Annotated in this window: 21 protein-coding genes; 13 read left to right on the forward strand and 8 right to left on the reverse strand. The window is 30.6% G+C overall.

All coding sequences use genetic code 11. The annotated features are described in order from the left end of the window. Nucleotides 1–592: 592 nt before the first annotated feature. The 5 genes from V9L05_RS04170 (at nucleotide 593) to V9L05_RS04190 (ending at nucleotide 3,525) form a co-directional block, all read left to right on the forward strand. Complete coding sequence (locus V9L05_RS04170; protein ID WP_338814493.1) at nucleotides 593–1,492, forward strand: ATP-grasp domain-containing protein; 900 nt, start codon at nucleotides 593–595, stop codon at nucleotides 1,490–1,492. Nucleotides 1,493–1,513: 21 nt separating this feature from the next. Then, nucleotides 1,514–2,011 (forward strand): YqiA/YcfP family alpha/beta fold hydrolase, encoded by a 498-nt coding sequence (locus V9L05_RS04175; protein ID WP_338790182.1) that lies wholly within the window; start codon nucleotides 1,514–1,516, stop codon nucleotides 2,009–2,011. A 3-nt stretch (nucleotides 2,012–2,014) separates the two neighbouring features. Further along, nucleotides 2,015–2,269: a hypothetical protein gene (locus V9L05_RS04180; RefSeq protein ID WP_338790181.1), complete on the forward strand. Its 255-nt coding sequence runs from the start codon at nucleotides 2,015–2,017 to the stop codon at nucleotides 2,267–2,269. 174 nt (nucleotides 2,270–2,443) lie between these two features. Further along, nucleotides 2,444–3,232 carry an enoyl-CoA hydratase/isomerase family protein gene (locus V9L05_RS04185; protein ID WP_338814495.1) on the forward strand — a complete coding sequence of 263 codons (789 nt, stop codon included), beginning with the start codon at nucleotides 2,444–2,446 and terminating at the stop codon, nucleotides 3,230–3,232. 65 nt (nucleotides 3,233–3,297) lie between these two features. Next, the gene (locus tag V9L05_RS04190; protein ID WP_338814496.1) at nucleotides 3,298–3,525 is read left to right on the forward strand and encodes a 4a-hydroxytetrahydrobiopterin dehydratase; all 228 of its coding nucleotides are present in this window, start codon (nucleotides 3,298–3,300) and stop codon (nucleotides 3,523–3,525) included. 113 nt (nucleotides 3,526–3,638) lie between these two features. Here the strand turns inward: V9L05_RS04190 and V9L05_RS04195 are convergent, their stop codons facing one another. Together V9L05_RS04195 and V9L05_RS04200 are read right to left on the reverse strand one after the other, a co-directional pair. Further along, on the reverse strand, nucleotides 3,639–4,460 hold the full coding sequence (locus tag V9L05_RS04195; RefSeq protein ID WP_338814497.1) for a YsnF/AvaK domain-containing protein: 822 nt from the start codon (nucleotides 4,458–4,460) through the stop codon (nucleotides 3,639–3,641). 131 nt (nucleotides 4,461–4,591) lie between these two features. Next, nucleotides 4,592–5,119, reverse strand: a complete 528-nt coding sequence (locus tag V9L05_RS04200; RefSeq protein WP_338814498.1) for a YsnF/AvaK domain-containing protein — start codon at nucleotides 5,117–5,119, stop codon at nucleotides 4,592–4,594. Nucleotides 5,120–5,448: 329 nt separating this feature from the next. Here V9L05_RS04200 and smc point away from each other — a divergent pair, with 329 nt between their 5' ends. From smc to V9L05_RS04215, 3 genes are all read left to right on the forward strand, one after another. Further along, nucleotides 5,449–8,985, forward strand: coding sequence for a chromosome segregation protein SMC (gene smc, locus V9L05_RS04205; protein WP_338814499.1), 3,537 nt, complete (start codon nucleotides 5,449–5,451; stop codon nucleotides 8,983–8,985). Nucleotides 8,986–9,054: 69 nt separating this feature from the next. Continuing rightward, entirely contained in the window at nucleotides 9,055–10,251 is a 1,197-nt protein-coding gene (locus V9L05_RS04210; RefSeq protein WP_338814500.1) for an AAA family ATPase, read from the forward strand. Next, nucleotides 10,244–11,026: a hypothetical protein gene (locus V9L05_RS04215; RefSeq protein ID WP_338814501.1), complete on the forward strand. Its 783-nt coding sequence runs from the start codon at nucleotides 10,244–10,246 to the stop codon at nucleotides 11,024–11,026. Before V9L05_RS04210 ends, V9L05_RS04215 begins: the two co-directional genes overlap by 8 nt. A 217-nt stretch (nucleotides 11,027–11,243) precedes the next feature. Here V9L05_RS04215 and V9L05_RS04220 read toward each other — a convergent pair whose 3' ends face one another. Next, on the reverse strand, nucleotides 11,244–11,810 hold the full coding sequence (locus V9L05_RS04220; protein WP_338814502.1) for a nitroreductase family protein: 567 nt from the start codon (nucleotides 11,808–11,810) through the stop codon (nucleotides 11,244–11,246). A gap of 287 nt (nucleotides 11,811–12,097) precedes the next feature. On the opposite strand from V9L05_RS04220, the gene hisS reads away from it, so the two are divergent. After that, nucleotides 12,098–13,486 (forward strand): histidine--tRNA ligase, encoded by a 1,389-nt coding sequence (hisS, locus tag V9L05_RS04225; protein ID WP_338814503.1) that lies wholly within the window; start codon nucleotides 12,098–12,100, stop codon nucleotides 13,484–13,486. Nucleotides 13,487–13,886: 400 nt separating this feature from the next. On the opposite strand, the gene V9L05_RS04230 is transcribed toward hisS, so the two are convergent. Further along, nucleotides 13,887–15,374 carry a M23 family metallopeptidase gene (locus tag V9L05_RS04230; RefSeq protein ID WP_338814504.1) on the reverse strand — a complete coding sequence of 496 codons (1,488 nt, stop codon included), beginning with the start codon at nucleotides 15,372–15,374 and terminating at the stop codon, nucleotides 13,887–13,889. Between the two features lie 587 nt (nucleotides 15,375–15,961). Between V9L05_RS04230 and V9L05_RS04235 the strand changes: the two genes are divergently transcribed. From V9L05_RS04235 to V9L05_RS04245, 3 genes are all read left to right on the forward strand, one after another. Next, complete coding sequence (locus V9L05_RS04235; RefSeq protein WP_338814505.1) at nucleotides 15,962–16,780, forward strand: iron-sulfur cluster repair di-iron protein; 819 nt, start codon at nucleotides 15,962–15,964, stop codon at nucleotides 16,778–16,780. A gap of 178 nt (nucleotides 16,781–16,958) precedes the next feature. Further along, nucleotides 16,959–17,999 carry a DUF4178 domain-containing protein gene (locus tag V9L05_RS04240; protein ID WP_338814506.1) on the forward strand — a complete coding sequence of 347 codons (1,041 nt, stop codon included), beginning with the start codon at nucleotides 16,959–16,961 and terminating at the stop codon, nucleotides 17,997–17,999. A gap of 67 nt (nucleotides 18,000–18,066) precedes the next feature. After that, nucleotides 18,067–19,488 carry an Hpt domain-containing protein gene (locus tag V9L05_RS04245; RefSeq protein WP_338814507.1) on the forward strand — a complete coding sequence of 474 codons (1,422 nt, stop codon included), beginning with the start codon at nucleotides 18,067–18,069 and terminating at the stop codon, nucleotides 19,486–19,488. A gap of 45 nt (nucleotides 19,489–19,533) precedes the next feature. On the opposite strand, the gene V9L05_RS04250 is transcribed toward V9L05_RS04245, so the two are convergent. From V9L05_RS04250 to V9L05_RS04265, 4 genes are all read right to left on the reverse strand, one after another. Further along, on the reverse strand, nucleotides 19,534–21,708 hold the full coding sequence (locus V9L05_RS04250; protein ID WP_338814508.1) for a TonB-dependent receptor: 2,175 nt from the start codon (nucleotides 21,706–21,708) through the stop codon (nucleotides 19,534–19,536). Between the two features lie 211 nt (nucleotides 21,709–21,919). Beyond that, nucleotides 21,920–23,023, reverse strand: a complete 1,104-nt coding sequence (locus V9L05_RS04255) for a hypothetical protein (RefSeq protein ID WP_338814509.1) — start codon at nucleotides 23,021–23,023, stop codon at nucleotides 21,920–21,922. A gap of 110 nt (nucleotides 23,024–23,133) precedes the next feature. After that, nucleotides 23,134–23,628, reverse strand: a complete 495-nt coding sequence (locus V9L05_RS04260) for a DinB family protein (protein WP_338790165.1) — start codon at nucleotides 23,626–23,628, stop codon at nucleotides 23,134–23,136. A 257-nt stretch (nucleotides 23,629–23,885) separates the two neighbouring features. Next, complete coding sequence (locus V9L05_RS04265) at nucleotides 23,886–24,461, reverse strand: YceI family protein (RefSeq protein ID WP_338814510.1); 576 nt, start codon at nucleotides 24,459–24,461, stop codon at nucleotides 23,886–23,888. Between the two features lie 445 nt (nucleotides 24,462–24,906). On the opposite strand from V9L05_RS04265, the gene V9L05_RS04270 reads away from it, so the two are divergent. Further along, a complete protein-coding gene (locus tag V9L05_RS04270; protein ID WP_338790162.1) occupies nucleotides 24,907–25,257 on the forward strand; it encodes a translation initiation factor in 351 nt (116 codons plus the stop codon). The last annotated feature ends 64 nt before the right edge of the window (nucleotides 25,258–25,321 follow it).

Here is a 25,321-nt window from a genome sequence, read left to right on the forward strand (position 1 = left end):
TATTTTATTTATTCTTTTTATTTCAACTCTTTATCTTTTTACTTACTTTTTCTTTCAACGTTTCTGAAAGGGAATGCAAAGGTAAAACTTATTTTTTAAACTACCAAATTTTATTTCTAAAATCTTTAAAGTTTTCTTTCGCTTTAAATCCTTTACTATATTTGTCTCTTTTCCCTCGTTTGGGAGTGCAAAGGTAAGAACCTTTTTTAATTCTGCAAACTATTTCTATAAAAAAATAAGACTTTTTGAAACTTTTTTAGGCTTTAGTTTGTTACCTCAAATTTTTAAAGAAACCAAACTATTGATTACAAAGGAGTTGTGATTTTAATAAAAAATTATTGATTAAATATTTACTTAAGACTAAATCATTATTTTCTTTTAAATGATACGTATTCTGATTAATGATATAGATAATATAAGCCAATTGTTACTTATTATACAGAGACAAGAGTTTTAGAAATCTGTTTAGAGAGTTTGACAAAACTATATATTCTTTAACATGTAGTCATCTCTTATTACTTTAGATAAGATTCTCATACAAGGTGTATCCCCTCGTTCATACATGTTTATTTACTAATACAATCTATCTTAAATGAAAATAATATATTGTGATAGCATAATTAACCCCCAAGTTATAGATGCTGATTATGAAACAGAACAGAAAGCTGCCAAAAATGCAGGTTTTGAAACTCACCTTTTGAGTTTTGAGAAATTAGAAGAGGGCAATATTAATTCTGCAATACATTTTATTTCAAAAAAAGAAGAAAAAGAAATGGCTCTTTATCGTGGTTGGATGGTGCAGTCTAAAACTTACGAATTGCTTTATAATGCTCTTTTACAGAAAAACATTCAGTTGATTAATTCACCAAAGGAATATGAACACTGTCATTATTTACCTAACTCTTATTCTAAGATAGAAAATCACACTCCTATTTCTAATTGGATGAAGCTAAATGATGTAATTGATTTTGAAGAAATTTATAAACTAACAAATCAGTTTGGAGAAAATTCTATCATTATAAAGGATTATGTAAAGTCTGAAAAATATCATTGGAAAGAAGCCTGTTTTATTCCCAAAGCATCAGATAAAGACAAAATAAAAAATAGTGTGCAAAAATTTATTCAGCTTAGAGGGAAGCAATTGAATGAAGGTTTAGTTTTTCGTAAGTTTGAAGAGCTTGAGTTTTTGACACAGCATTCTAAAAGTAGTTTGCCTTTGACGAAAGAATTTAGAATTTTCTTTCTGAATAAGAAAATTGTAAATATTTTCAATTATTGGGATGAAGGAGAATATGGAGACACAAAACCTGATTTGAAAAAATTTACTCAAATTGCACAAGAAATAGATAGTAATTTTTTCACAATGGATATTGCTCAAAAAATAGATGGAGAATGGATAATTATGGAACTTGGAGATGGACAAGTTTCTGGATTGCCTGATAATGCTGATAAAAATGATTTTTACAAGAACCTAAAAAAAATGATTTACTAAAAAATTAGAATACTACAAAAGATGAAAACACTTTGGCTACATGGAATGGGAGGAAGTCCAAATCAAGAAAAAATAGATTTGTTGAGAAATTATGGATTTGAAATGCATGCTTTACATTTGGATTATGGTAAAGAACCAAAACGTTTTGAAATTTTGAAGGAGTATTGTTTGAAAAATGAAATCCAGTTTTTGGTTGGTTCTTCCTATGGTGGTTTTTTAGCTTTTTGGCTAAGTGAAGAATTGGCTATTCCTTGTTTATTATTAAATCCTGCTGTTTCTTTGAGAGGAAAAGAAAAAACCAAACCGAAAATTACAAAACTTGAAAGTTCACTTTGTATGGTGGCTGTAGGAAATCAAGACAAAGAAATTGATTATAAAAGAACTCTTTTGTTTATGGAAAAAGACAAACGAGAGGGAAAAGAAATCATTCCAAAAATAATAGAAGATGAAGGACACGGATTTACTATAGAAGCATTTGAAAAAATTGTAATTTGGGCAAAAGAAATTTTAAAAAGATAATATATGAACAAATTATTCAAACTGCTCACAATCATTTTACCTTTTGCCATACTAGCAAACGTAGGTTTGAAAATAGATGAATATAAAGAAATGATTCCACTTTTTACCATTATATTGGGAGGTTTTGGAATGTTGATTGGCTTTGCTGGACATCATTTTTCTGAATCTAAAAAGATATTTATAAAAGTGATTACACTAATTATAGTTCTAATTTTGTCTATAGGAATAAGTGTATTCGGATTTTTTGCGTTTATATAACTTTATTGAAAAACTCAACGAACAAAATAGTATGCAAGCCTAATTTCTGTTTCTGATTTTTTTTTAGTAGTATTATACTTTAAAAATAACACTGGCTTTCTAGCCTTTAATAAATATAAAATATTCAATACAATTCTTGCACAGACTAGAAAGTCTGAAATACACTATAAAAATATGACAAACGAAACCCTACAAACCAACTTTGAAACTTTAGCCGTTTCAAGTAAAGATAATATTGTAACATTACAATTAAATAGAGGAAAAGCAAATCCGATTAATCGTCAAATGATTAATGACTTACATACCTTTTTCGAACAGGCAACAAATGATGAGGATGTAAATGGTGTAATCATGACAGGAAAACAGCATTTTTTCTCTTCAGGATTAGATTTGAAACAACTCTATGATATGAATGAGGAAGATGTAAAAGAATTTTGGGTAGCTTTCATGAAAATGACAAAAGTAATTGCTTCTTTTCCTAAGCCACTCATTGCAGCTATTACTGGTCATAGCCCTGCTGGTGGTTGTGTATTGGCAGTTTGTGCAGATTATCGTGTGATGGCAGAAGGAAATTATATTATTGGACTCAATGAAATCCCTGTTGGAATTGTTGTACCAAAAGTAATTTTTGACTTATATGCTTTTTGGATAGGAAACAAAACAGCCTATCAATTCCTTTTAGAAGGAAAGTTAATCAGTCCAAGTGAAGCAAAAGAAGTTGGATTGGTTGATGAAGTAGTTGCTGCTGATAAAGTTTTGGCACACGCAGAAGAAAAAATGGAAGATTACGCTAATTTTGATGGAAAAACATGGTCTTTAAGTAAGTCGAATTTGCGTGGAGGAATGTTAGCAGGAATGAATATGGATAATTTGGACGAAATACTAGAACCAATGCTCAAACAATGGTGGTCGCCAAGAACTAGAAGTATTCTGAAAATGATTGTAGCTTCTTTGACAAAATAAATTCATTTAATTTAGACCCTAAGGGTTTCTAAAAACCCTTAGGGTCTTGAAACATACAAAACAATATGTGGCAAGAAAAAGACAACAAACTAACCAAAACATTCGAATTCAAAGATTTTCAAGAAGCCTTTGCTTTTATGACTCGTGTTGCTTTTTTGGCAGAACAACAAGGTCATCATCCAAACTGGAGCAATGTCTATAATAAGGTAGATATTGAACTCACTACCCATGATGAAGGAAACACAGTTACTGCAAAAGACAAAAAATTAGCAGAAGCGATTGATAAAATTTAATATCTGTTTTCAAAAATGTATTGAAACACAAAAAAGACCTCCTATTTTAGAATAAGAGGTCTTTTTATATTACTTTCTGTACTTAATAGAAAGAAAGCTAGACTTTAGATAGTTTATACTCTACGAGTTTCACCATCTGCTGTTACTTCTTCTACTTCTACTTTTGTCTCACGAACAGTATCTTTAATAGTTTCTTGACGTTCTTCGGCAGTTTTTCCAAGTCTTACTTCTTCCACTACACGAGCATCTTTTGAAACAACTGCTTTTTCAGCATGCTCTGTTACTTCGATTTCGCTTTCTTTAAAGTTGGCAAAATCTGCTTCTGTAGCAGGACGATTTACTGGTTCACGTTCTACATAAACATGTTCTACACGCAAACGTACTGTTTCTTCTACTGGTTTTTCTACCAAATAACTACGCAATCTTGCTCCACGACCTGTTTCAGTATCACGTTTGCCAACATGCATTTCTTCCTTGATTACTTTAGCCGATTGTTCGCCTTCTACATTAGCATATCCATTGTCTCTATACTTATTATAATGTTCTAAAGAATAATCTGTATGATCATCTGAAATTGCTTTTTGATAATACTCATAATCACTTTCGATATCAATAGCTCCACAGTTGTTTAATACTGTGAGTGCTTGTGCAGCTTCTTCTTTAGAATCTGCGTGTACTGTCAAAAGTGAATTACGTGCTGCTACATCACAATACATTGCTTTACGTTTTTCATCTTCATCATCTCCAAAAAGATTTTCAAAAAAACGTGTAATTGCATTTTCATTGTGATAGTCGTCATCATAGGTATAATCTTTACCTGCTGGACGTGCTGATAAATCTATATCATTTGCTTCAATGCCGTTTTTCATCAATTGATTGGCTGCATATTGTGCTTCTTCTCCTGTTCTGAAAATTCCGATTACTGTGTTACTCATAATAAATTACGTTTAAAAAATTAAGTTTAAAAAATATATAAATAAAAATTAGACAAAGAGGTAGAGCCACAAGAGCATAAAATACCTCATTCTAATGTTTTTTCTGATTGTTTTCTTGATTGATAATTTAATTATTCTGAACGTTCTACCGAAACTTGTTCGGATTTCAACGTTATCTCTTCTGTATGAATTTCTTTATGTTGCGTTTTGTTAATGTGCAACTCTTCCACAAGAAGAATCTTTTTTTGAACCACAACTACTTCTTTCAAAACAGATACAATCATAGTACCTCCTTCATAGCGAATAGCTTGATGATTCACATCTACATACTCATTTTTCGGTTTGCGTTCTACACTTACCTCTGTATGCTTGATAGGAACTTCTACTGTGCTTTTTTCTTCATTTACTTTTTTAATAATGCGAATCTTACCCGATTCGATTACTTCCTTGTCTATATGAAGTTCTTCTTCTAAGACAGGAATAACAATTTCCTCTCCCTCTTCAAATATAGTAATATTCAAATCCTTCACATTAGTATTCTGCTTCTTGCGTCCTTCGTAAGCCTGAGCAGCATCTAATTTTTCTTTTAAATTTAGTGAAGAAATAGATAAGTCTTTTTCTGACTTATCCTGTTTTTTATTTGTTGAGTAGGTAGGCATAATTAATTAAGATAAAAAAATAAGAATTTTGAAAAAATAATTAAGAGAGCAAAAAAAAGTAATTGCCATCTTTATGAAATTCTTGCTATATATACAAATTTGAACTTGCTTTTGTTTGAATAAATTTAAAATTAATTGATTAAAATGATTAATTTATTCAACAGAAGCCTACTATTATTTCTATGAGTAGCTTTTTTATAAGAGAATATAATTTATGATAAGCCTATTATTTTTTCGTAATTTTACAATCGTATTTTGTGCTTATAGGGAAAAGACAAACCTTTTCCAGTTTAATATATCTGAAAATATTGGCTACAGGAAAATAATATATGCAACTTCTTCGATTAGAAATAAAAGGATTTAAAAGTTTTGGAGATAAAGTAGTCGTTCGTTTTGACGAAGGAATTACAGGTGTCGTAGGACCAAATGGCTGTGGAAAATCAAATATTATTGATGCCATGCGTTGGGTTTTGGGCGAACACCGTACTCGTCATTTGCGCTCCGATAAAATGTCAAATATTATCTTTAATGGAACAGCAAAAAGAAAGGCTGCTGATGCTGCCGAAGTTTCATTATATTTTGAGAATAATAGACAACTTTTGCCACCAGAGTATAAAGAAGTTTGTATTACAAGACGTTATACTCGTTCGGGTTCTAGTGAATATTTTTTGAATGGTACACCTTGCCGTCGAAAAGACATCACAAATTTGCTCATGAATACAGGTGCAACTTCTAATAGTTACGCCATCATTGAGCTAAAAATGGTCGATGATATTCTGACCGATAGAGAAGATGCACGAAAAGTGATGTTTGAAGAAGCTGCTGGTGTGGCTCAGTTCAAACAGCGTAAAAAAGAAACACTAGCAAAACTAGAAGCAACTTTATCCGATTTGGAACGTGTAGAGGATTTGATGCACGAAATTGATAAAAATATGAAAGGTTTGGAACGTCAAGCTCGGCAAGCCGAAAAATATTTTTCTACTAAAGAAGCCTACGAGAAGTTTAGTATTGCACTTGCCAAACGTCAAGTAAAAAGTAATTCTGATGATTTTGTCGATTTGAATACTCAAATTAATGAGATTCTAGCACAAAAAGAAACACTCACAGCCGAACAAGAAAGTTTAGAGCAGTCTATTGAAGAGCAAAAAAATACAGCACAAGAACAAGAAAAAATTATTTCTGAAAAGAAACGTTATTTGTCTTCTCAGATAGAAAAAATAAATCATCTTCAAAACGAAAAAGTTAGAAATGAAGACCGAACTCAGTTTTTAAGTCGTAATCGCAATCAAATTGAAGAGCAATTACTGGAAGATGAAACTGGAACGAAACAAGCAGGAAGCAGTTTGGAGACTTTGCAACAAAATCTTGAAAGTCAAGAAAAGCAATTTCTAGAAACTCAAAGTATTTTAGAAAACTTCAAAAAGTCTCATTCAGAAGAAAAAGTAAGAACTGAAAATTTGCGCTCTGCCATGCAAGCAGCACAAGAAAAATTCAAAACACTTCAAAATGATATTCTCATTCTTCAAAAAGAAATTGAATTAAAGGAAAATCAACAAAGTGGCTCAAAACAAGAAAATGACCAAATTGCACTAGATTTTTCTGGACAAGCTGATGAATTGCAAATTACATTAAAGAAAGTACAGGAAATTGAAAACGAATTAAAGAATAGAAATAATGAAATTTCAGAACTAGAAAAAATTGAAGCTGAAAGAACACAAAAAATAAACTCGCTTACTACTCAAATTGAGTCTTTAAAAGAGCAAATAGGAACAAAACAGCGAAAAGAAAGCAGTTTGAAAGCTGAACAAAATCTTACCAAATCTCTAGTAGAGAATATGGAAGGTTTTTCAAACGCTCTTAAATTCTTGAATAAAAACGAAAGTTGGTCTGAAAAAGCCGTTTTATTAGCTGATATTTTCACAGCACAAGAAGAATATAACGATGCCCTTTTTTCAATTTTAGAGCCGTATCTTAATTTTTATGTTGTCCAAACTGAAGAAGAAGCACGAAAAGCTATTTCTTTACTGACAGAAAACGAAAAAGGAAAAGCAAACTTTTTTGTTTTGGAAAAATTAGAAAGTGTTATTCCAAGTCTTCCTCCAATTGATAATGCTGTAGCAGCATTGGCAGTTATTCAGTTTGACGATTCGTATAAAAAATTAGCCTATTCACTTTTTCATAATGTATATTTTAGTGAAAATGATAATTCAAATGATGTTGAAGGTTTTACGATTGCACTCAAAAATGGTGAGTTTGTAGCTCGTACGGGTGGAAATTGGACAGGTGGAAAAGGAAAAGAAAATGCAAATCAGAATTCTCAACTCGGTAGAAAACAGCGTTTAGAAGAATTGAACAAAGAAATTCTGACTTTAGAAGAAGAAATTTCTGTTTTAGAAAATCAAAGAAATGAATTTTTGAATCAAATTGAAGACTTAAAAGAACAATCTCAATTTGATGAGCTTCGAAACCTTCAAAAAGAAACGAATACTATTTCGCAGCAAAAAATATCACTTCAAGCAAAAGCCGAACAGATGCAAGAAAATGTTAGGCGAAGCGAAGAGCGAAAACAAGCAGCGCAAGAGCGTTTGAGTATTTTGGCAGAACAAATTGAAAAATTAAAACCAAAAGTAAGTCAGAAAAAAGAAGCCATAATCGAAGCCGAAAGAGGCTATTATGATTTGAATGATAAATATTCTAATCAAAATGAGCGTTTCCAAGAAATTGCAGAAGAGTTGCAAGAAAAAAACATGTCTTTTATTCAGTTTGAAAGTAAATTAGAAAATCTAAAACAAGAAATAAAATTCAAACAAACTTCTCTTTTGACTGGAAAAGAACGCATTACCCAAAGTCAGCAACAGCTTCAAGAAATTGCAGAAGAAGTAAATCAGCTTAAAGAAAAAATTACGTTACAGATTGAAGAAATAACTTCTTTAGAAGAAATAAAAGGCGATTTACAAGGCGATTTATCAGAAATTGAAAGTCAGTTTTATAAGTTGCGTGAAGAAATAACGAGAGTAGAAAAAGTTATAAAGGAATTGCAAAGACAGCGTGAAAACTGCGATACAAGAACGATGTCTTTTCAAAACAAACTCAATGAAACAAAACTAAAACTGACAGCAACAAGAGAACGACTTTCAGCCGAATTTGAAATTGAATTGACAGATGAGCTTTTAGAAGCCAAAACAGAAGAAGATGAGCTTCCAGACGAAACATTAATAGACGAAATAGAAGCAGCAAAACGTCGTTTGCAACGCATAGGGACAATAAATGCCACAGCAAAAGAGGCTTATGATGAAATAAAAGGCAGACATGATTTTATTACAGAACAAAGAAGCGACCTTTTCGACGCTCAAAAACTCTTAGAAGATACGATTGCAGAACTTGATGAGGCTGCCAAAACAGCCTTTTTAGATGCTTTTAATCAAATTAGAGAGAATTTTATTCGTGTTTTTCGTTCTCTTTTTTCAGAAGAAGATAATTGTGATTTGACTTTGACGAATCCTGATGACCCACTTTCTTCAAAAATTGAGATTATTGCACAGCCAAAAGGAAAGCGACCTCTTACTATCAAACAGCTTTCGGGTGGAGAAAAAACGCTGACAGCCGTTGCACTTTTGTTTGCGCTTTATCTATTGCGTCCTGCTCCTTTCTGTATTTTTGATGAAGTAGATGCGCCTTTAGATGATGCAAACATTGATAAATTCAATAGAATTATCAAGAAGTTTTCAGAAGAAGTACAGTTTATTATCGTTACCCACAACAAGCGTACAATGGTAAGTACTGATGTCGTTTATGGCGTTACGATGCCTGAAATTGGTGTTTCGAAAGTCTTGCCTGTGGATTTGAAAGGGATTTTGGTGGAGTAATCATTTTTTTGTTTTTATGATACAGAAAAATAATTGTATATTGGTTTCATATTCTAATAAAAAATAAAAATGATAAGAATAGAAGAAATAGTAATAAATAATATTGGAGCTATACAGAATTTAAGACTAAATTTCAATAGTAATTTTAATATTATATGTGGAAAAAATGGAATTGGAAAAACAACTATTTTAGATTGTTTGGCTCAATCTTTTTCTCAAGAACCACAAGTTAAACGCTCTGCAAATACGGAAAAAGGTACTTGGAATATTCGTTTGTCTAATACTAATAATCAGGTTCGACAAACTAGCACATATCCATTTCAAACCAGTAACTTTGAGCCTCGTCGTGGTTCTAGAATACATCTAAATCAAACTTTAACAAATTTTGCTGAAAAAATTATTGTATTTAAGACACATAGAGATATTCCTTATTCAAGTTTAAATGCAGTAGCAGCAGATGCTCAGAAACATCAATCAAACTATATTAGTGAAGTTGTTCAAGGTGTTCAACCTAAAGATATAAAAAAATGGTTTATACACCGTTATTTATTTTCGCATGTTAAACAACAAGGTTTGACTCCAACTCAGACTAGTAACTATAAATTAGCAATTTCTTGTTTTGGTAAATTAAACGAAACAGTCCTTTTTGATAGCGTTACCCCAGATTTTTATGATTTAATGTTGAATACTCCTAATGGTAAAATTCATTTTGAATATTTATCATCAGGTTATAAATCTTGTCTAGCAGTTATTTTAGGCTTAATAAAAGAGATTGAGTTTAGATATAAAAATCCAGGAATAAAAGTAGAAGATTTTGATGGAATAATTATCATTGATGAAATAGATTTACACTTGCACCCCGAATGGCAAGCTAAGATGTACTTGATTTTAAAAGAAATATTGCCAAATGCACAAATATTTACCTCAACTCATAGTCCTCATGTTATTCAAATAGCTAAACCTTCTGAAATTATTGCATTAATTGCTGATGAAGAAGGTAAAGTATATAGAAATAATATTGTTAATGAAGAATATGGCTGTCAAGGTTGGACAGTAGAAGAAATTTTGAGAGATGTAATGGGAATGACAGAAACTAGAACAGATTTTTATACTTCTATGATAAATCAGTTTGATGAAGCAATGAAAGAAGAAAGCTATCAAAAAGCAAAACAGGCTTATGATGTATTGAATAAAATGTTGCATCCAGAAAACTCATTAAATAAAATATTAAAAATACAATTAGCAAGTCTAGGAAGTGATGATTAAACTTAAAAGAACAGACAAACCAATAGAACTTACTGATGAATTAGTGAAATCTCTGACAGAAGAATATATCAATTCTAAAGATCAAGGCAAAACTAAATCGGTTTGGATAAAAAGCTACATCAAAAAAGCATTGAGTGATATATCTAATAAATGTTGCTATTGTGAAGTAAAACTAGGAGAAGAAAGTAAATACATGGAAGTTGAGCATTTTCATGATAAACATACCTATCCGAGTGAAGTTATAGAGTGGGAAAATTTATTGCCTAGTTGTAAAAGGTGTAATGGTAAAAAATCAACTCATGATACTAAAAAACACCCAATCATAAATCCTACTCTAAACAATCCAAAAGATCATTTATGGTTATACTGTTATAGAATAAAGGGAAAAGATGAATTGGGAAAACTTACCATAGATGTCTTGGATTTGAATGATTCTGATAGACTTGTTAAAGTAAGATTTGAAATAGGTAATCAAATCCAAGAAAGTTTGCAAAGTCAAATTGATATAGTTACCAATTATATCAATAGTTCAAATAACACAATAAGAACTAAAAATAAAATTGTTAAAGCCTGTGAAGGGATAATGAAACAAGGATTGCCTAGTGAAGCATATTCTGCTACTACTTCTTGTGTTATTTTAAACTCTGAAGAATATATTGAATTAAAATCTAAATTAAAAGAAGCTAGTTTATGGAATACAGACTTTGACGAAATAGAAAAGCAACTTAAAGAAATTGCTTTTGATGTATATATTCCTAGAATTAAAATACAATAAGTTTTTTGTAACTTTTAATCTTGTTCTGTCTAATATTGAAATGAATCATCTATCAAACAGCCATAGAAAAAAGCAATTTAGCCACCGAAAAATAAATAGCTAATCCCAAAAGGTCGTTTTGAAATTGGTATTTCGAAGGTGCTGCCTGTGGATTGGAAAGGGATTTTGGTGGAGTAAAAAATATAGGCTAGAATAACTCTAGCCTACAAATACTATTTTACGTCCCCATCTGTCCGACAAAAGTAATTTCATCTAAATCTCTTCTAGGAGATTTTGGAGACTCTTTTTCTTTTAAGTCATTAGGAAGTTGTTCTTTATCTCCCAAATGACCTATTGCTACAAAACTAACAGGTTCAAAATCAGTGGGAATATCTAGTTTTTCTATTGCTTTTTCGCTCTCATAACCTGCCATGTGATGCAAATAAATATCCATTGACATCGCTTGCAAACTCATATTTCCCATAGCAAGTCCTACATCATGCCAAGAATGTTTGTTTGGTTCGCCTGTTTGCTCAAAGTTTTTTTTAGCTAAAGTAGCAACCAGAACAGCAGCATTTTTTGCCCAAACTTGATTGAATTCTGTCAGACAACTTACTAATCTATCGAAATTTTCTGTATCTTCTTTGCGTGCATAGACAAATCGCCAAGGCTGCTCATTAAAACAAGATGCTGCTTTTCCTGCTGCTTTGAAAAGTAGATTCAAATCTTCTTTGGAAATAGATTTTGATGAAAAAGCTCTTGGACTCCAACGCTCTTCAATAATAGGTAAAATGGAATTTGACATAAAATAAAAATGTTTTTTAGGTTAAAAAATGAAATATCACACTATTTAAATAAAAATGTGATGAAAAATGTTTAAAAGAATACAAAACTAAACAGGCATAGAAAAAGCAAATTACCAATCTAAAAGCTCATTTTGAAATTGGCATTTTGAAAGCCTTGTACATAAATTTGAAAGAGATTTTGGTAGAGTAAATTCAAATTTGGAACTTTCAACCTACTTTTTTTGGTATATTTGTCATACTAAAACATTCAAAAGAAAATTTTACGAGAAAATATCAAGAATAAGTTATGAAAAAACCTTCTGTTCCACAGGGAATGCGTGATTTTTCGCCCGAACAAATGCTCAAACGCCAATGGCTTTTTGATTCTATAAAAAAAGTATTTATAAAATATGGTTTCTTGCCTTTAGAAACACCAACCATGGAAAACCTAGATTCTCTGACAGGAAAATATGGTGATGAAGGTGATCAACTTCTTTTTAGAGTGCTTAATTCAGGCGATTTTTTGAAAGATGTACGCAAAAAAGAGAGTCAGAAAAAAGTAGAAGAATTAGATTATAAAGAAATTACAACAAAAGTAAGTAAGCGAGGTCTGCGTTATGATTTGACAGTTCCTTTTGCTCGTTATGTAGTTCAGCACCAAAGCGAAATTACTTTTCCTTTCCGTAGATTTCAAATTCAACCTGTTTGGCGTGCCGATCGTCCACAAAAAGGGCGTTATCGTGAGTTTTATCAATGTGATGCCGATGTTGTGGGTTCAGATTCTTTGATTAATGAAGCCGAATTATTACAAATGGCTGATGAGGTTTTTGAAAAATTGAATCTAAAAGTTACTATCAAACTCAATAGTAGAAAAATTTTACAAGGTCTTTCCGAAGTAGTCGGTTTTCCAGAGAAAATGACTGACATTACTGTTGCAATTGATAAATTAGATAAAATCGGTTGGGAAGGAGTTTCAAAGGAACTCAAAGAAAGAGAACTTTCAGAAGAAGCTATTTCCAAAATAAACGAATTTGTAGAGTTTATGACTCAAAAAAATACCAGCTTCAATCAAGAAAAATTAGATTACTTGAAATCGTTCTTTAGTGGAAATGCAGCAGGAGAAGCTGGAATTATAGAATTAGAACAAGTACAACAGTTTTTACAAGGAATTCCGTTTGTCAATAACTTACAAATAGATCCAACTCTTGCACGAGGTTTAGGCTATTATACAGGCTGTATTTATGAAATAAAAGCAGACGAAGCCGAAATGGGCAGCATTGGTGGAGGTGGTCGCTATGATGACCTTACAGGAATTTTTGGTTTAAAAGGATATTCAGGTGTAGGAATTTCATTTGGAATTGAGCGAATTTATGATGTTTTGGAAGAGTTAGGTTTATTCCCAAAAGATGTTTCAGAATCTACAAAAGTCATTTTCTTAGCCTTTGATGAATCTGCAAGAATTTGGAGTTTGCCACTTGTCAGAAGACTTAGAGATAGAAATATTGCTACTGAAGTTTATACAGAAAATAAAAATATCAAAAAGCAATTTGATTATGCCAATAAAAGAAATATTCCTTTTTGTGTAATTGTAGGTGAAAATGAAATGGAGACAGGAAAACTAGCTGTCAAAAATATGATTGAAGGTTCGCAAGAAATGATGTCTATTGATGAGTTGATTGAGAAATTTGTAGTATAAAAATCATTATGATGTCGTTGGTGGAGTCACCATAGCCGTAAGGTTAAAATTTTTATTGTAACTCTGTTCCGTAGGAACTTCATATTGTTAGAAAAAATGAGAATAAATAATTGTTCCTTGTTCCGTAGGAACTATATTGGTAGAATTTATGACATTTAAAGACGAAATGTTACCATTATGAAACTCCTAAAGGAGTAAATGAGGTTGTAGCTTTCTCTTTTTTCTACCAATATACAACTCCTAAAGGAGTAAATAACTCTATTTCATTTATAGCCTTACGACTATGGTGGAGACACCAACAACGGCAGCAAACAAAAAAATAACCTTTCAAAAACATAGTTTTTGAAAGGTTATTTTTTTGTTATTTCTTACCACTTATAACTAATCACTTACAACTTTTTTATCGTACTCTTAAGCGTCTTCCCAATCTTAAGTTAGCTCGTGTACTAATATTATTGAGCTTACAGATTGAGGAGATAGTAACGCCATACTGACGACTAATTTTCCAAAGCGAATCTCCACTTTTTATTTTGTGATAAACTACTCTTCTTACGCTGTGCGTTTCGTCGGCATCATCTTCTCCGTCGTCTTCGTGTGTGTGTGTACTGTTTACACGTGCGCCTAAGTGCTTGAAATTGGCAGCCGTTAGTTCAAAATCTTTTAATTTGATTTCATTTTTTTCAAAATCAAAAATAGTGGCTGGGTCTATTGAATTTCCTTCATAACGCATTTCAAAGTGCAAGTGAGGTCCTGTACTTCGTCCTGTGCTTCCACCTTTTCCAATCATCTGACCTGCTTTTACATAATCTCCAACTTCTACATCTGTTGCGCTGAGGTGTCCGTAAACAGTTTCTAGTCCATTGCTGTGCCGTATGACAATATGATTTCCAAATCCTCTACCGTATTTTTTTACCCGAATTATTCCATCGAAAACAGCATAAATAGGGTCTCCTGTATCCAAGTCTAAATCTGTTCCATGATGCCAACGATAACGACGATAACCAAAGTTTGAATTTATTCTATTGCTTGCCATTGGTGCAGACCAATACTGATTTTTTGCTGAATCATAAAGAGCTATCTGAACAGTATCTCTAAATTTAGAAGCATCAATTCCGTAAGGATTTACTGAATTTGAATCCCAAACTTTGTAATACTGGCGCATCGTAATCCAAACACAGTCAATTGCAATCTCTTCTGAAATCATGACAATATTACTCATCTTGACATTATCATAATTACTTGTATCTTCTCTAAACAAACTTTTTCTGGCATTCATACTGATAGCAAGTGTATCTAAAAAAAGCGAGTATCCCCAACTTCCACCAAGCGTACTGAGTCGTAACATGGTTGTATCTGAGAGATTTAGAAGTGTGGCATTTGCAGGACGAAAGTTTTCATCATCATAGCTATCTCCACCAATAGAAGGTGCAGTTGTATTGATTACATCTGAGTTTTCTACTTTTTTTGAAGTCATTCCTTTTACAGAATCACTTTTGATTTTTCCATTTTCAGAAGCTGACATAAATAATGCAGAATCTACATTATTTTTTAAATTACCAAAAGCATCTATAGAATCGGTCTTTGAAATAGCCACAGTTAATTTTAGAGAATCTATTTTTTCATCTTTTGTATTGTCTTTTGAAGCTATTTTTTCCGTTTTCTCTTTATCTATTTCTGTGTTTGTAGGAAGAATTAATAAGTTGGGAATAATGATAGTTTGAAAATCGCTTTGATTATTTTTATCTTTTTGTGTGTTATTTTGAGCTGTAGCGTTATTTTTTTGAGCTAAAAAAGTGAATAGAATAAAAAAGAAACTAACAAATTTTATTGCTTTATTATAATGTAAAGCATAATAAAATATTTTTTTTGAGTAATTATTCGAGTCCATTTGGGAAGATAATTGGGATTTAAGGCATAAAAATCAATAGTTTATCAAATAGAAATAGTATACATTAAAAGGGAAATTCTATTTTCATAAATTTTATAGAAAAACCTATTGTTTGGCTACAAAACTTATCTATTTTTTTATGAGTAATCATACCACTTATTTATTGAGTTATATAGTCTAAAAATCAATTTAATAAGTCCTTGAGAATATTTTTTTGTGAGTAGATAGTATCTAACGTAAAAAGCTATAAATAGAAATTAAATTTCTAAACAAGACCTTTTCAATATTTTTTATTTATTAAGGGAACTATTTTTTGATTAGCTACCTTATAAATGAATGCGCAATTTACAACTATTTTATAAACACTACCAAATATTCTTATTCATTTAATTATTTTATTGTACTTATCTGTTTTATAATAGGAATAAACTACTTTTTATTCTATGATTTTAATTTTTTAAGACTCTCAAAATAAATTTAAATCACAACAACTTAATTTTTCTTCCTATTAAAAAAGCATTCAGGTTTGCTCAAAAATCTATATTTTTGTAGATTAGTAAATTGTTCTTTCAAATAACAAGAAGCCTATGGAAAATAGAGATAATAGTAAGAAAGAAAATAATAGAGAAAATAATACTACTCTCCAACCTACTGAAAACATAACCCATTTAGTTTCTAAAAACTATGTGTATGCTGCTGTGCTTCATTATTTTGGAATAGATTTTTATAATCATGCTCATCAAACATTAGCACAAAGTTGTGCTGAAAAAGGAATTGATGCTGCACTTTTAATAAAACAATTAGAGTTAGCAGTTAGTAAAAACACTAATTCATCAAAAGCAATATATCAAAGTATCTCTCATTATCCTGTACAACTTGTTATTGATTATTTGAAGCATTCTCATCGTATTTTTATGCGTCGTAGTTTGCCTTATATGTCAAAACTGGTTTGTGATTGTGATAGTAGTGGATTTGAAAATAAATATAAATCCATCATAGGAGATTTAAAAATTGCTTTTCCTTTATTTGCAGAAGATTTTATTCATCATATTTTTGAAGAAGAAGATTCGCTCTTCGATTATATTAGTCTTTTAGACAATGCTTTTTATGGAAAAATACAAATAACAAAAGTGTTTTACCCAATGAAAGAACATTCTATTTCACGTTTTTTACGTCAGCATCAACAAGATGACGATGAAATGAAAGGAATTAGAGAACTTACCTGTAACTATAAAATTACAGCAAAAACACCTCTTTTAATAAAAGTTTTATATGCAGAATTAAAAGATTTTGAAGAAGAATTGAAAATACATGCAGATATAGAAAATAGAATTTTACTACCCAAAGCTCTAAAACTAGAATTAAAATTAAAACAAAACATTGTAGAAAAGAGTAAATTTAATTAGGAATTGGAAAATTAAGTCATGAAAATAGATTTTCTAGTTTTAATCACTAAATATTCCTAAATCAGGTTTTTTCTATAATCCTTTAATTTTTTTTTACGTAAGTTGTAGATAGATGAAAACAAATTTAAAAAATTAGGAATATAAATTACATCACAAGTAAAAAAGATTAAGTTAATAAATGGGAAATCTAATATTACCACCTTCACTCACTCGTGAACTTCCTTATGCTGTTACTGCTCAACTTTCAGAACTCCCACAGGAAGCTCAACGAGAATTTTTTGAAGAATATAACCGAAATGCACGTACGACTTCCATAGGATACATTTTGCACTTGCTTGTCTTTGGGACACATTATGCTTATCTCAATCAATGGATTTTACAATTTTTATATTGGTTTACGGCAGGTGGTTTTGGTATTTGGTGGTTTATTGATTTATTCAGGATTCCCTCTATGATAGAAGCTCATAACAACAAAATAGCAGACCAAACACTTCGTCATGTGCTTGTAAAGTATCGTTATGGTCTCAAAAATCCTACAACAGCAGACTCTATTTCTTCCTCTTCTTATTCTTCTGCGAAAGGTTCACGTTTTATGCTTCGCACACCTTATGATTTACAGAAAAAAGATACTGGAAAAGATAATTCTATAAACTTAGAAAAACGCAGTATTAGCAAAATACGTCCAATTGCGCCTCGTATTTTAGATTCTCCAGAAGCTGACCCAATGCGATTAAGTATCATAAATATAAAAGCAGGATACTTAGTAGATTTTGATTTGACGACATGGGAAACTGTACAGGAATGGCAATACGATTGGGATAATGGAAATAGTGGAAAAGAGTTTCGCTTAGTAAATGAAAAAGAAACACTGCATTTGTACATACGAAATGAAGGTACTCAATTGCATACTATTTTAGCTAGAAAAGTAAATATTCATTCTATTGATAGAGAATTAGAAGAGGAAATTCAGACAAATTTACGTCCTCCATCAGTTCTAAATCATCAAGAGATAGATTATTTTAGAGAAAATACAAAAACAGGTTGGAGACACGAATTAACAGCCAAAACAAGTGCAAACAAGCTCACTATTTGGGAATACTTTGATGAAACAATGACCTTTTTTATGCGTATTGAACAACTAGAAGGGCAAACTTACAAAGCAACCGTAGGAGAAGTGATTTCTCCATTTGAGTTTTCGAATGTTTTGCCAAAAGAATAGATTTTTTTTGTAACTTTAAGTAGAATTTAGCTTTTTATTGTATTCCTTTTCTATTTCATTTTTAAAAGTGCCTAAAGAAATCCTATCAAAAAATATATCTTTGGTTTCTGAATTTAATGCTCGCAAACTCTCTTTTGTTGCGAATCGCATTCAAATTTTCTATTTAGACAAAAAAGGAATTATTCAAAATACCTGTCAAGCCATTTGGCAAATCAATCAAAAGGAAGATATTGATTTTTTTGAACGCTTCACACTATTCAGAGCGCATAAAGAAGCTATTGATTTTCTATTTAAGAACACAAACAAGGAAGAAAAAAGTCTTTCTATTAATAACCTAGAACTTCTTTTTGAAGAAGAAACTTTTTTTGTAGATGCTTTATTTACCATCAAAAAAAAAACAGATAAAGATGCAACTCCTTATTTAGAATGTTTACTAGAAGATAAAACTGATTATTATACATCATTGAAAAATGCAGAGGAAAATAAAAAGCTGCAAGAGGTGGAGTTTTTAAATGAAAAATGGCAACTGACCAAAGATACTGAACTCTTAGAAATCAACCATCAAAAAGAATTAACTGCACTCAATGAACAGTTACGAGTAGATTGGACAAACTTGTTGGCTGATAATCTCAAAAAAACGGCTACACAAAACTTTATTCAATCTAATTCTGAGTCTAATTCTGAGAAGGAATATAAAAATCATTTTGAAAATCTAGTTTCTCTATCTGATTCTTTCGAAAAGATAAGTGGTATTTGTCTTTTTCCTAAAAAAATAAAGACTTTCTTATCTGCTCAAAAAACAATTTCTTATCTAGGGAAAAATTCTATACATCAAAAACTAATTAAAAATATAGTAGAACTAGCTGGAGGAAAATTTGTAGAAATTGAGATAAACCAAAACTCGGAATTTGATTTTTCTAAAATAGATTTTATCTTTATAGAGCAGAGTTTTATTAAAAATAATACAAAAAAAGATTCATTTTCAGCCTGCCTTCTTGTCGAACCAACTTTTTTAGAAAAAGAGCAGCATTTGATAAACAATGAAACAAATTTATTGATTTATCCTTTATATCCTTTTCAGATTTGGCAACAACTACTATCCTTTACCAACACTAATACTATGAGTTACCACGAAAAAATTGATCTTTCTCAAATCTATGAAATTGTAGATAATGAGCCAATGCTTGTTCAAAGTATGTTACAAATTTTGGATAAAAATTTAAGAGAATATCCAGCACAGTTGCAACAAGAATTTAATGATGGAGAACTAGACACACTCCGTCAAACTGTTCATAAATTCAAATCATGTACAGCTTATACAGGTCTAACAAAATTTAATACAACACTTTCAGAAATAGAATCAAGTCAAGAAAACGGCTGGACAATCGCACAAATTAAAGATAAACTAGAGTTTGTCTTACAAGCTATTCCTGTTATAAAAGTGCAAGTAGAAGCAAAATTGAAAGAATTGGAGAAAGAAATGTCTTAGTATATAATTGTCAGACACTTAAAAGTGTCAGACAATTACTAAAAATCACTCAAAAACATATTTTACAGTTCCATAAATAGCTCTTCCACCATAGGCAGGAAGTGTATTTACATTATTTTGTGGTTCAACCATCATAATTTGTTGATTGAGTAAATTATCTCCATAAACAGAAAATCTGAGTTTATTAAGTGAAATAACATCAAAAAGTTCGCCTACATTTACATTCAAGTTTGCTGTCAAACGGTGATAAGAATGTATTGGAGGATTTAGTTCTTTTGCTAACGTGTTTCTATATGGACTTTGTGAAACCCGAGTAACACCTGACCAAAAACAATCAAAAATACCAATAGAAATTCCATTTCTAAACTTATAATCAAAACCAATTTTGGCATTTGATTGTGGAACAGCTTGTATATTTTGTGCCACATAAACTGTATCTTGATTTGAAAATGGACTTCTTGTATTTAGCTCATCAAAACTATCATTTACATTTATTGATGCTGTCAATTCTAGTCTTTCAATAGGAGAATAACCTATTTCAAGTTCTATTCCTTGTGATTTTCGTGAACCACTATTTATATAATATTCAAAAGTAGGCAGGTCTTCATCTTGTGCTGCTTGTTGAGAACGAACAATCAAATTTTGTTGATTATTGTAATAATAAGTAAGCGAAGTAGAAAAACGTTTGTTTAAATCTTTAAAAGAAAGATTTAGTTCAGTTGTACGAATTTTTTCAGGTTTTAGATTTTCGTTTCCAAAAACAAAGTTTACACGAATAAGACGCTCTATTGCAGAACCATTTCTAAATGCTTCACTATATAAAAATTTTGCTGTAAACTCTTCTGAAAGATTAGCAATGACACCTAAGCGAGGAACAAAATCAATATCTACATTAGGAGCTTTATTAAACTGTCCTCCAGCTACTAACTTAAGTTGAGGAATAATTCTATAATCAGCTTGAGCATACAAAGAGTAATAAATTTCATTGTAGGGTTCAATAATAAAAGGAGAATTTGGATTTTTACCAATATTTGAATTATAGATATTAAAAGAACCAAAACCTACAGCTTCAAAAGGTTGTTCTGCTGTTTTTTCTTGTTTCAAACTAACAGGAAAAGTTTGCTCTCCAGAAGCCTGATTAATAAGTCCACCTACTACAAAAGTTCCTTTCTTGCCTAAATCTACAGAAGAGAAAATTTCGCCCAAAACGTCTGTAGCACTCGTAACTGCAATATCATCAAGGGCATCTTCTGCTGTTTCTCTAAAAATATTGTGATTCAATGTAACGTTTGCATTCAAAGACCAACCCTCCAAAATATCAATTTTATATCCTGCGTCTGCAAAAGTTAGGTTATGAATTCCATTATAATCTTTATAACTAAAAGTGGTATCATTTCCATTTATAATATCAAACGCTGACCAAGCACCAGCAAAATACATAGCTCTTTGTGTAACTTGTCCATTGTAGGCTTGAATCTTGAATTTTTTGTATTCTAATTGTGCATTAAGTCCATATCCATTTTCTTGCATTTTAATAGTGCGAGTGACTTGAGGAATTCCATCTGTTGCTGTAAAATCCCAGCCTTTTTCTTGAATAATTTGTCCTGATAAAGACAGTTTAAAATTTTCTTTTTTAAATCCTTTTGTAATACTTGTCTGCAATCTACCAAAGCCTCCTCCTTGTATATTTACACTTAGAGGTTCTTCACCTATTGATTTCGTGATTACGTTTATTACTCCTAAATATGCTCCTGTTCCATATAAAACCGAACCTGCTCCATGTATAATTTCAATACGTTCGATGCGCTCAATCGGATACATTAAATTAAAAGCCATGCGCAGACCTCCACTACTGTTGTCTCTAATTGGTCTTCCATCAAGCAAAATCAAAACTCGGCTACTATAATGTACTGTTGCATCGCCACGTAAGGCAATCATATTATCAGGAATAAATCCAGAACCAGCCACATAAATTCCTGTAACTCTTCTGAGTAAATCCAAAATATTGGTAGCTCCATAGTTCTCAATATCTTTTTTATAAATTACTGATATTACAGAAGGAGCATCTTCTATACGTTCAGATTTCTTAGAAGCTGTTGTGACTAGATTTTGATTATCTAAACGAGTGAGTTCGTCTAAAGAAAATTTATAAAGTAAATTTTGTAAACTATCTTGAGTAGTAGTTTGGGCAAAACTAGAACTTTGAAATATAAATGACAAAATGAAAAAAAGAATTAGACATCTTTTATAAAGAACTATTTTTAAAACTAAGTTCATTTGGTATATTTTTCAGCGTAATAATTTATAAAGTTTCCGTTTTTCTAATAATTATCAAAGCAAATTAATCACAAAATCAAGAAAGAAAAAAGGTTTAATTATTATATTTTGGCAAACAAGTGAAATAATTGACTAATTCACCTATAAAATTGAATTAAAAAAAGGTTTTCTTGAATTCATCACTCACTATTTTCCAAATTTGCTTAAAAGAAGCATACGGAGTTCCATCTTTTTTATTCTGACAACTAATTACTTGAATAATTTTCATGTGCCAAAAAATATCCTTGTAAGCCTTTAAAATTGGCATTTTTGGATCGTAAATATGAGCTGGTTCGGAAGCTACACCATTTACTTCCATTATTTTAATTCCTTTTCCTTGTTTAAAATCTTCTAGCGAAGAAACTTTTATATCGAATCTTCCATAATAGTAATTTTCTAATGGCTTCATTATTTCATCAAAAGTAGTTAAATTTTTTTCTGTAATGTATTTATTTCCGTCCAAAAATTTTGTTCCTCTGCAATGGTTTCCAATAGGTTCTAAAACGATTTTTTCATCTTTTGGCAATATCATATTCCATTCTTGGGCAAACTCTTTTTCTAATCTTTTCTTTTGAAATCTTGCTCTATCAGAGTCTTCAATAAGTGCTTCCAAAGTTTTTTTCCCATTACCTGTTACGGTCAGAAATTCTTTTTGTACAATAGAAGTAATTGCAGAATTTTTGAATTTCTTTAAACGTCCTTTATTTTGATTATTATTATTTAGCTCATTTACTTTGTATTTCAAATTATTTGGTAATCTATAATACAAAACTCCTAATTCTATTGGTTCTTTCAAAAATTCTTGAATAATAAAATCAGCTTTATTTTCCTGCATGTATTCCTTCAAATAATCTCTTAATTCTTCAAAGGATTCTATTTTTTCTACACCTTTTCCACGCTCTCCTACTTCAGGTTTTATGATAAAAGGCAATTCAATTTGTTTTTTTTCTATTTCAGATTTAACAATTTCAAATTCCGAATTATGCTTAAAATAAAGCGACTTGGGAAGATATTTATTATCTAAAAGTTTGAGAATATCTTGTTTGGGTTGTCCTTGCATTCCACTCAAAGGAACAGCAGGATTGACAGAGGTAAAATATGCCAACGAACCCGAACGCAAAGCCAAGTACAAACCATAAGGTACTGTAGGCAAATAGAAAAACCAAAATGACCAATATTCAAAATTAGTCAGTTTTATCCACCATAAAGGTTTTTTCATGTTATAATGATGTCATCAGTGGAGACACCGACAACGGCTAGTTACTAAAAAGTAGAAATAATTTTAATTTAATTCGTAATTGGCTTCGTCTCTTTGGCAAGTCGTAATTTTTAATTCTTAATTACTTCTTGATGTTGAAGTGTTGCATAAGCCACGCCAAAATCGTCAGCCACTTTCACATGAGGAAATTCATTTTTGACAGCAATTTTGATAATTGCAAAATGATGAATGGTATGTTCTAATACATATAAAAGTTCTCTTTCGACAGTAGAAGTCAGTTTTACTCTTTGATGTGGAAGTGTTGCAAAAAGTTCTAATTCTACATCTTTGTCTAAGTTTAGTAATGTTTCAGCAATAAGATTTGAAGTTTCTAATGCCTTCTCTGTATAGTTTTCTAATTCAAGATTACGTTTTCGTGCATCATAGTCTATTGACTTATTTTCTATTCCTGTAAACAGACATGTATAAAATTCTAAAATATGTCTGACATGTTTTCCTATTGTATTTTGAGAAATTATAGGTAAAGGTTGAGCATATTCTTTATCTGAAAGTTGATTGAGAAGATCTTTGAGCTGCTTCAAAACAGCTATATTCGAATGATTCATAAAAGATTTTTTTGAGATAAAAGTGTCATTTTTATTATTTCCCCAATGCTTGGTAATTATTAAACATCTTATAAACTATGAAAAACCCTTTTTAAAATTGATTCTTACAATCAAATCAGTTAAAAAGGGTAATTATATTTCTGTAAAAATACAGAAAGTATAAGAATTAATAACATTTTAGAAACTAATCTAACTAAAAAGTATGCAAAACGAATAGTATTACTTCAAAATACTGTAATCGTTTTTAATTATTAGAGTTAGTTTTTTACTTCCAAATCAATAAATACTTTTACATCATCAGATAGAATCCAGCTAGAACCTCCTACTTTGAAATCTCTTCTATCTATTTCAAAAGAACCATTTAGTTTATAGCCTGTACTTGTTTTGCTATACGAAAAAGGAAATGAAACTGCTTTTGTTGTTCCTTTTAAAGTAAGATTAAATGTTGCTTTGTATTTTCCATCACTTATTTTTTCTATTTTTGTTGATTTCATCGAAATTTTCGGATGTTTTTCTACACCAAAATATTCTTCTTCTCTCAAGTGGTTATCTCGTGTTCCATTATCTGTATCAATGGTTTTTGCATCAACACTCACATCAAATTTACTCGCTTCAAGATTGTCAGGGTTAAAGTCAACTGTTCCTTGAAAACCTTTAAAACTTCCATCAACGCCAATTCCTGCATTTTTGATTTTGAAAGTAATAGAGGAAACAATTGTCTGATTTACTTTATAGGTAGTATTGATAGTTTCTTCAATAGTAGAAGAGTTTGAAAATGTAAATCCGAACATAAAAAGGAGGATAAGAGGAAGAAATAAAATATTATTTTTCATAATGTAAACTGAATTAAGCTAAAAAAAAATGATTAAAAGTATTGTTTTGAATTATCTAATTATACTCAAAAACAAAATTTATATGCTTTTGATTTTCCCCTTTTATTATTGTCTGATAAAGTAATTTACCATTACTGTACCTAAAAACACAATTTTGACTTTATTTTTTTATAAAAACTCTTAAAAGATAGTTTTGTTTTAATAAAAATCACTTGCCAATCAAATTTATATAATCGTTCAAAACTCTGAGAAACCACAAAGATTGAGATATATCTTATGTCTTTATTTATACTTTCTTGTTTAATCGTTAAGTAACGCTAGTTACTATGAATTATGTTTTTAAAGTTGTAAAATTGGCTTTTTTTAATAAAAATGATAAATTGGTCTTAGTAACTTTAAATCTACTATTTTTGCTAGATAAAACATAAATTCAAAATCAATAATTATGGCAAGAGATAAAAAGAAAAAAAGAATTTCAACAGATGGAAGTGGTGGTGGAATGGTATTTTCCACAAATCCAGATTTTGAATTTCAAGAACAAGAGGAAATAGAAACACTTCCAAACGAAGAGCAAAGACTAAAAGTAAGTCTAGACCGTAAAAGACGAAAAGGTAAAACGGTTGTTTTGATAGAAAATTTTGAAGGAAAAGAAGAAGATTTAAAAGAATTAGCCAAACAACTCAAAAATCATTGTGGTGTAGGTGGTTCTGCAAAAGATGGAGAAATAATAATTCAAGGCGAACTATTAGATAAAGTAAAAAATTTTCTTAAAGAGAAAGGATTTAAAGGAATGTAAATTATTTCAACCTTAAAATTGATGTAAAAAACAGCCCAAACATTAAAATATAGATATTTTAATG

This window comes from Bernardetia sp. Wsw4-3y2 (assembly GCF_037126295.1).
Taxonomy (GTDB): Bacteria; Bacteroidota; Bacteroidia; order Cytophagales; family Bernardetiaceae; genus Bernardetia.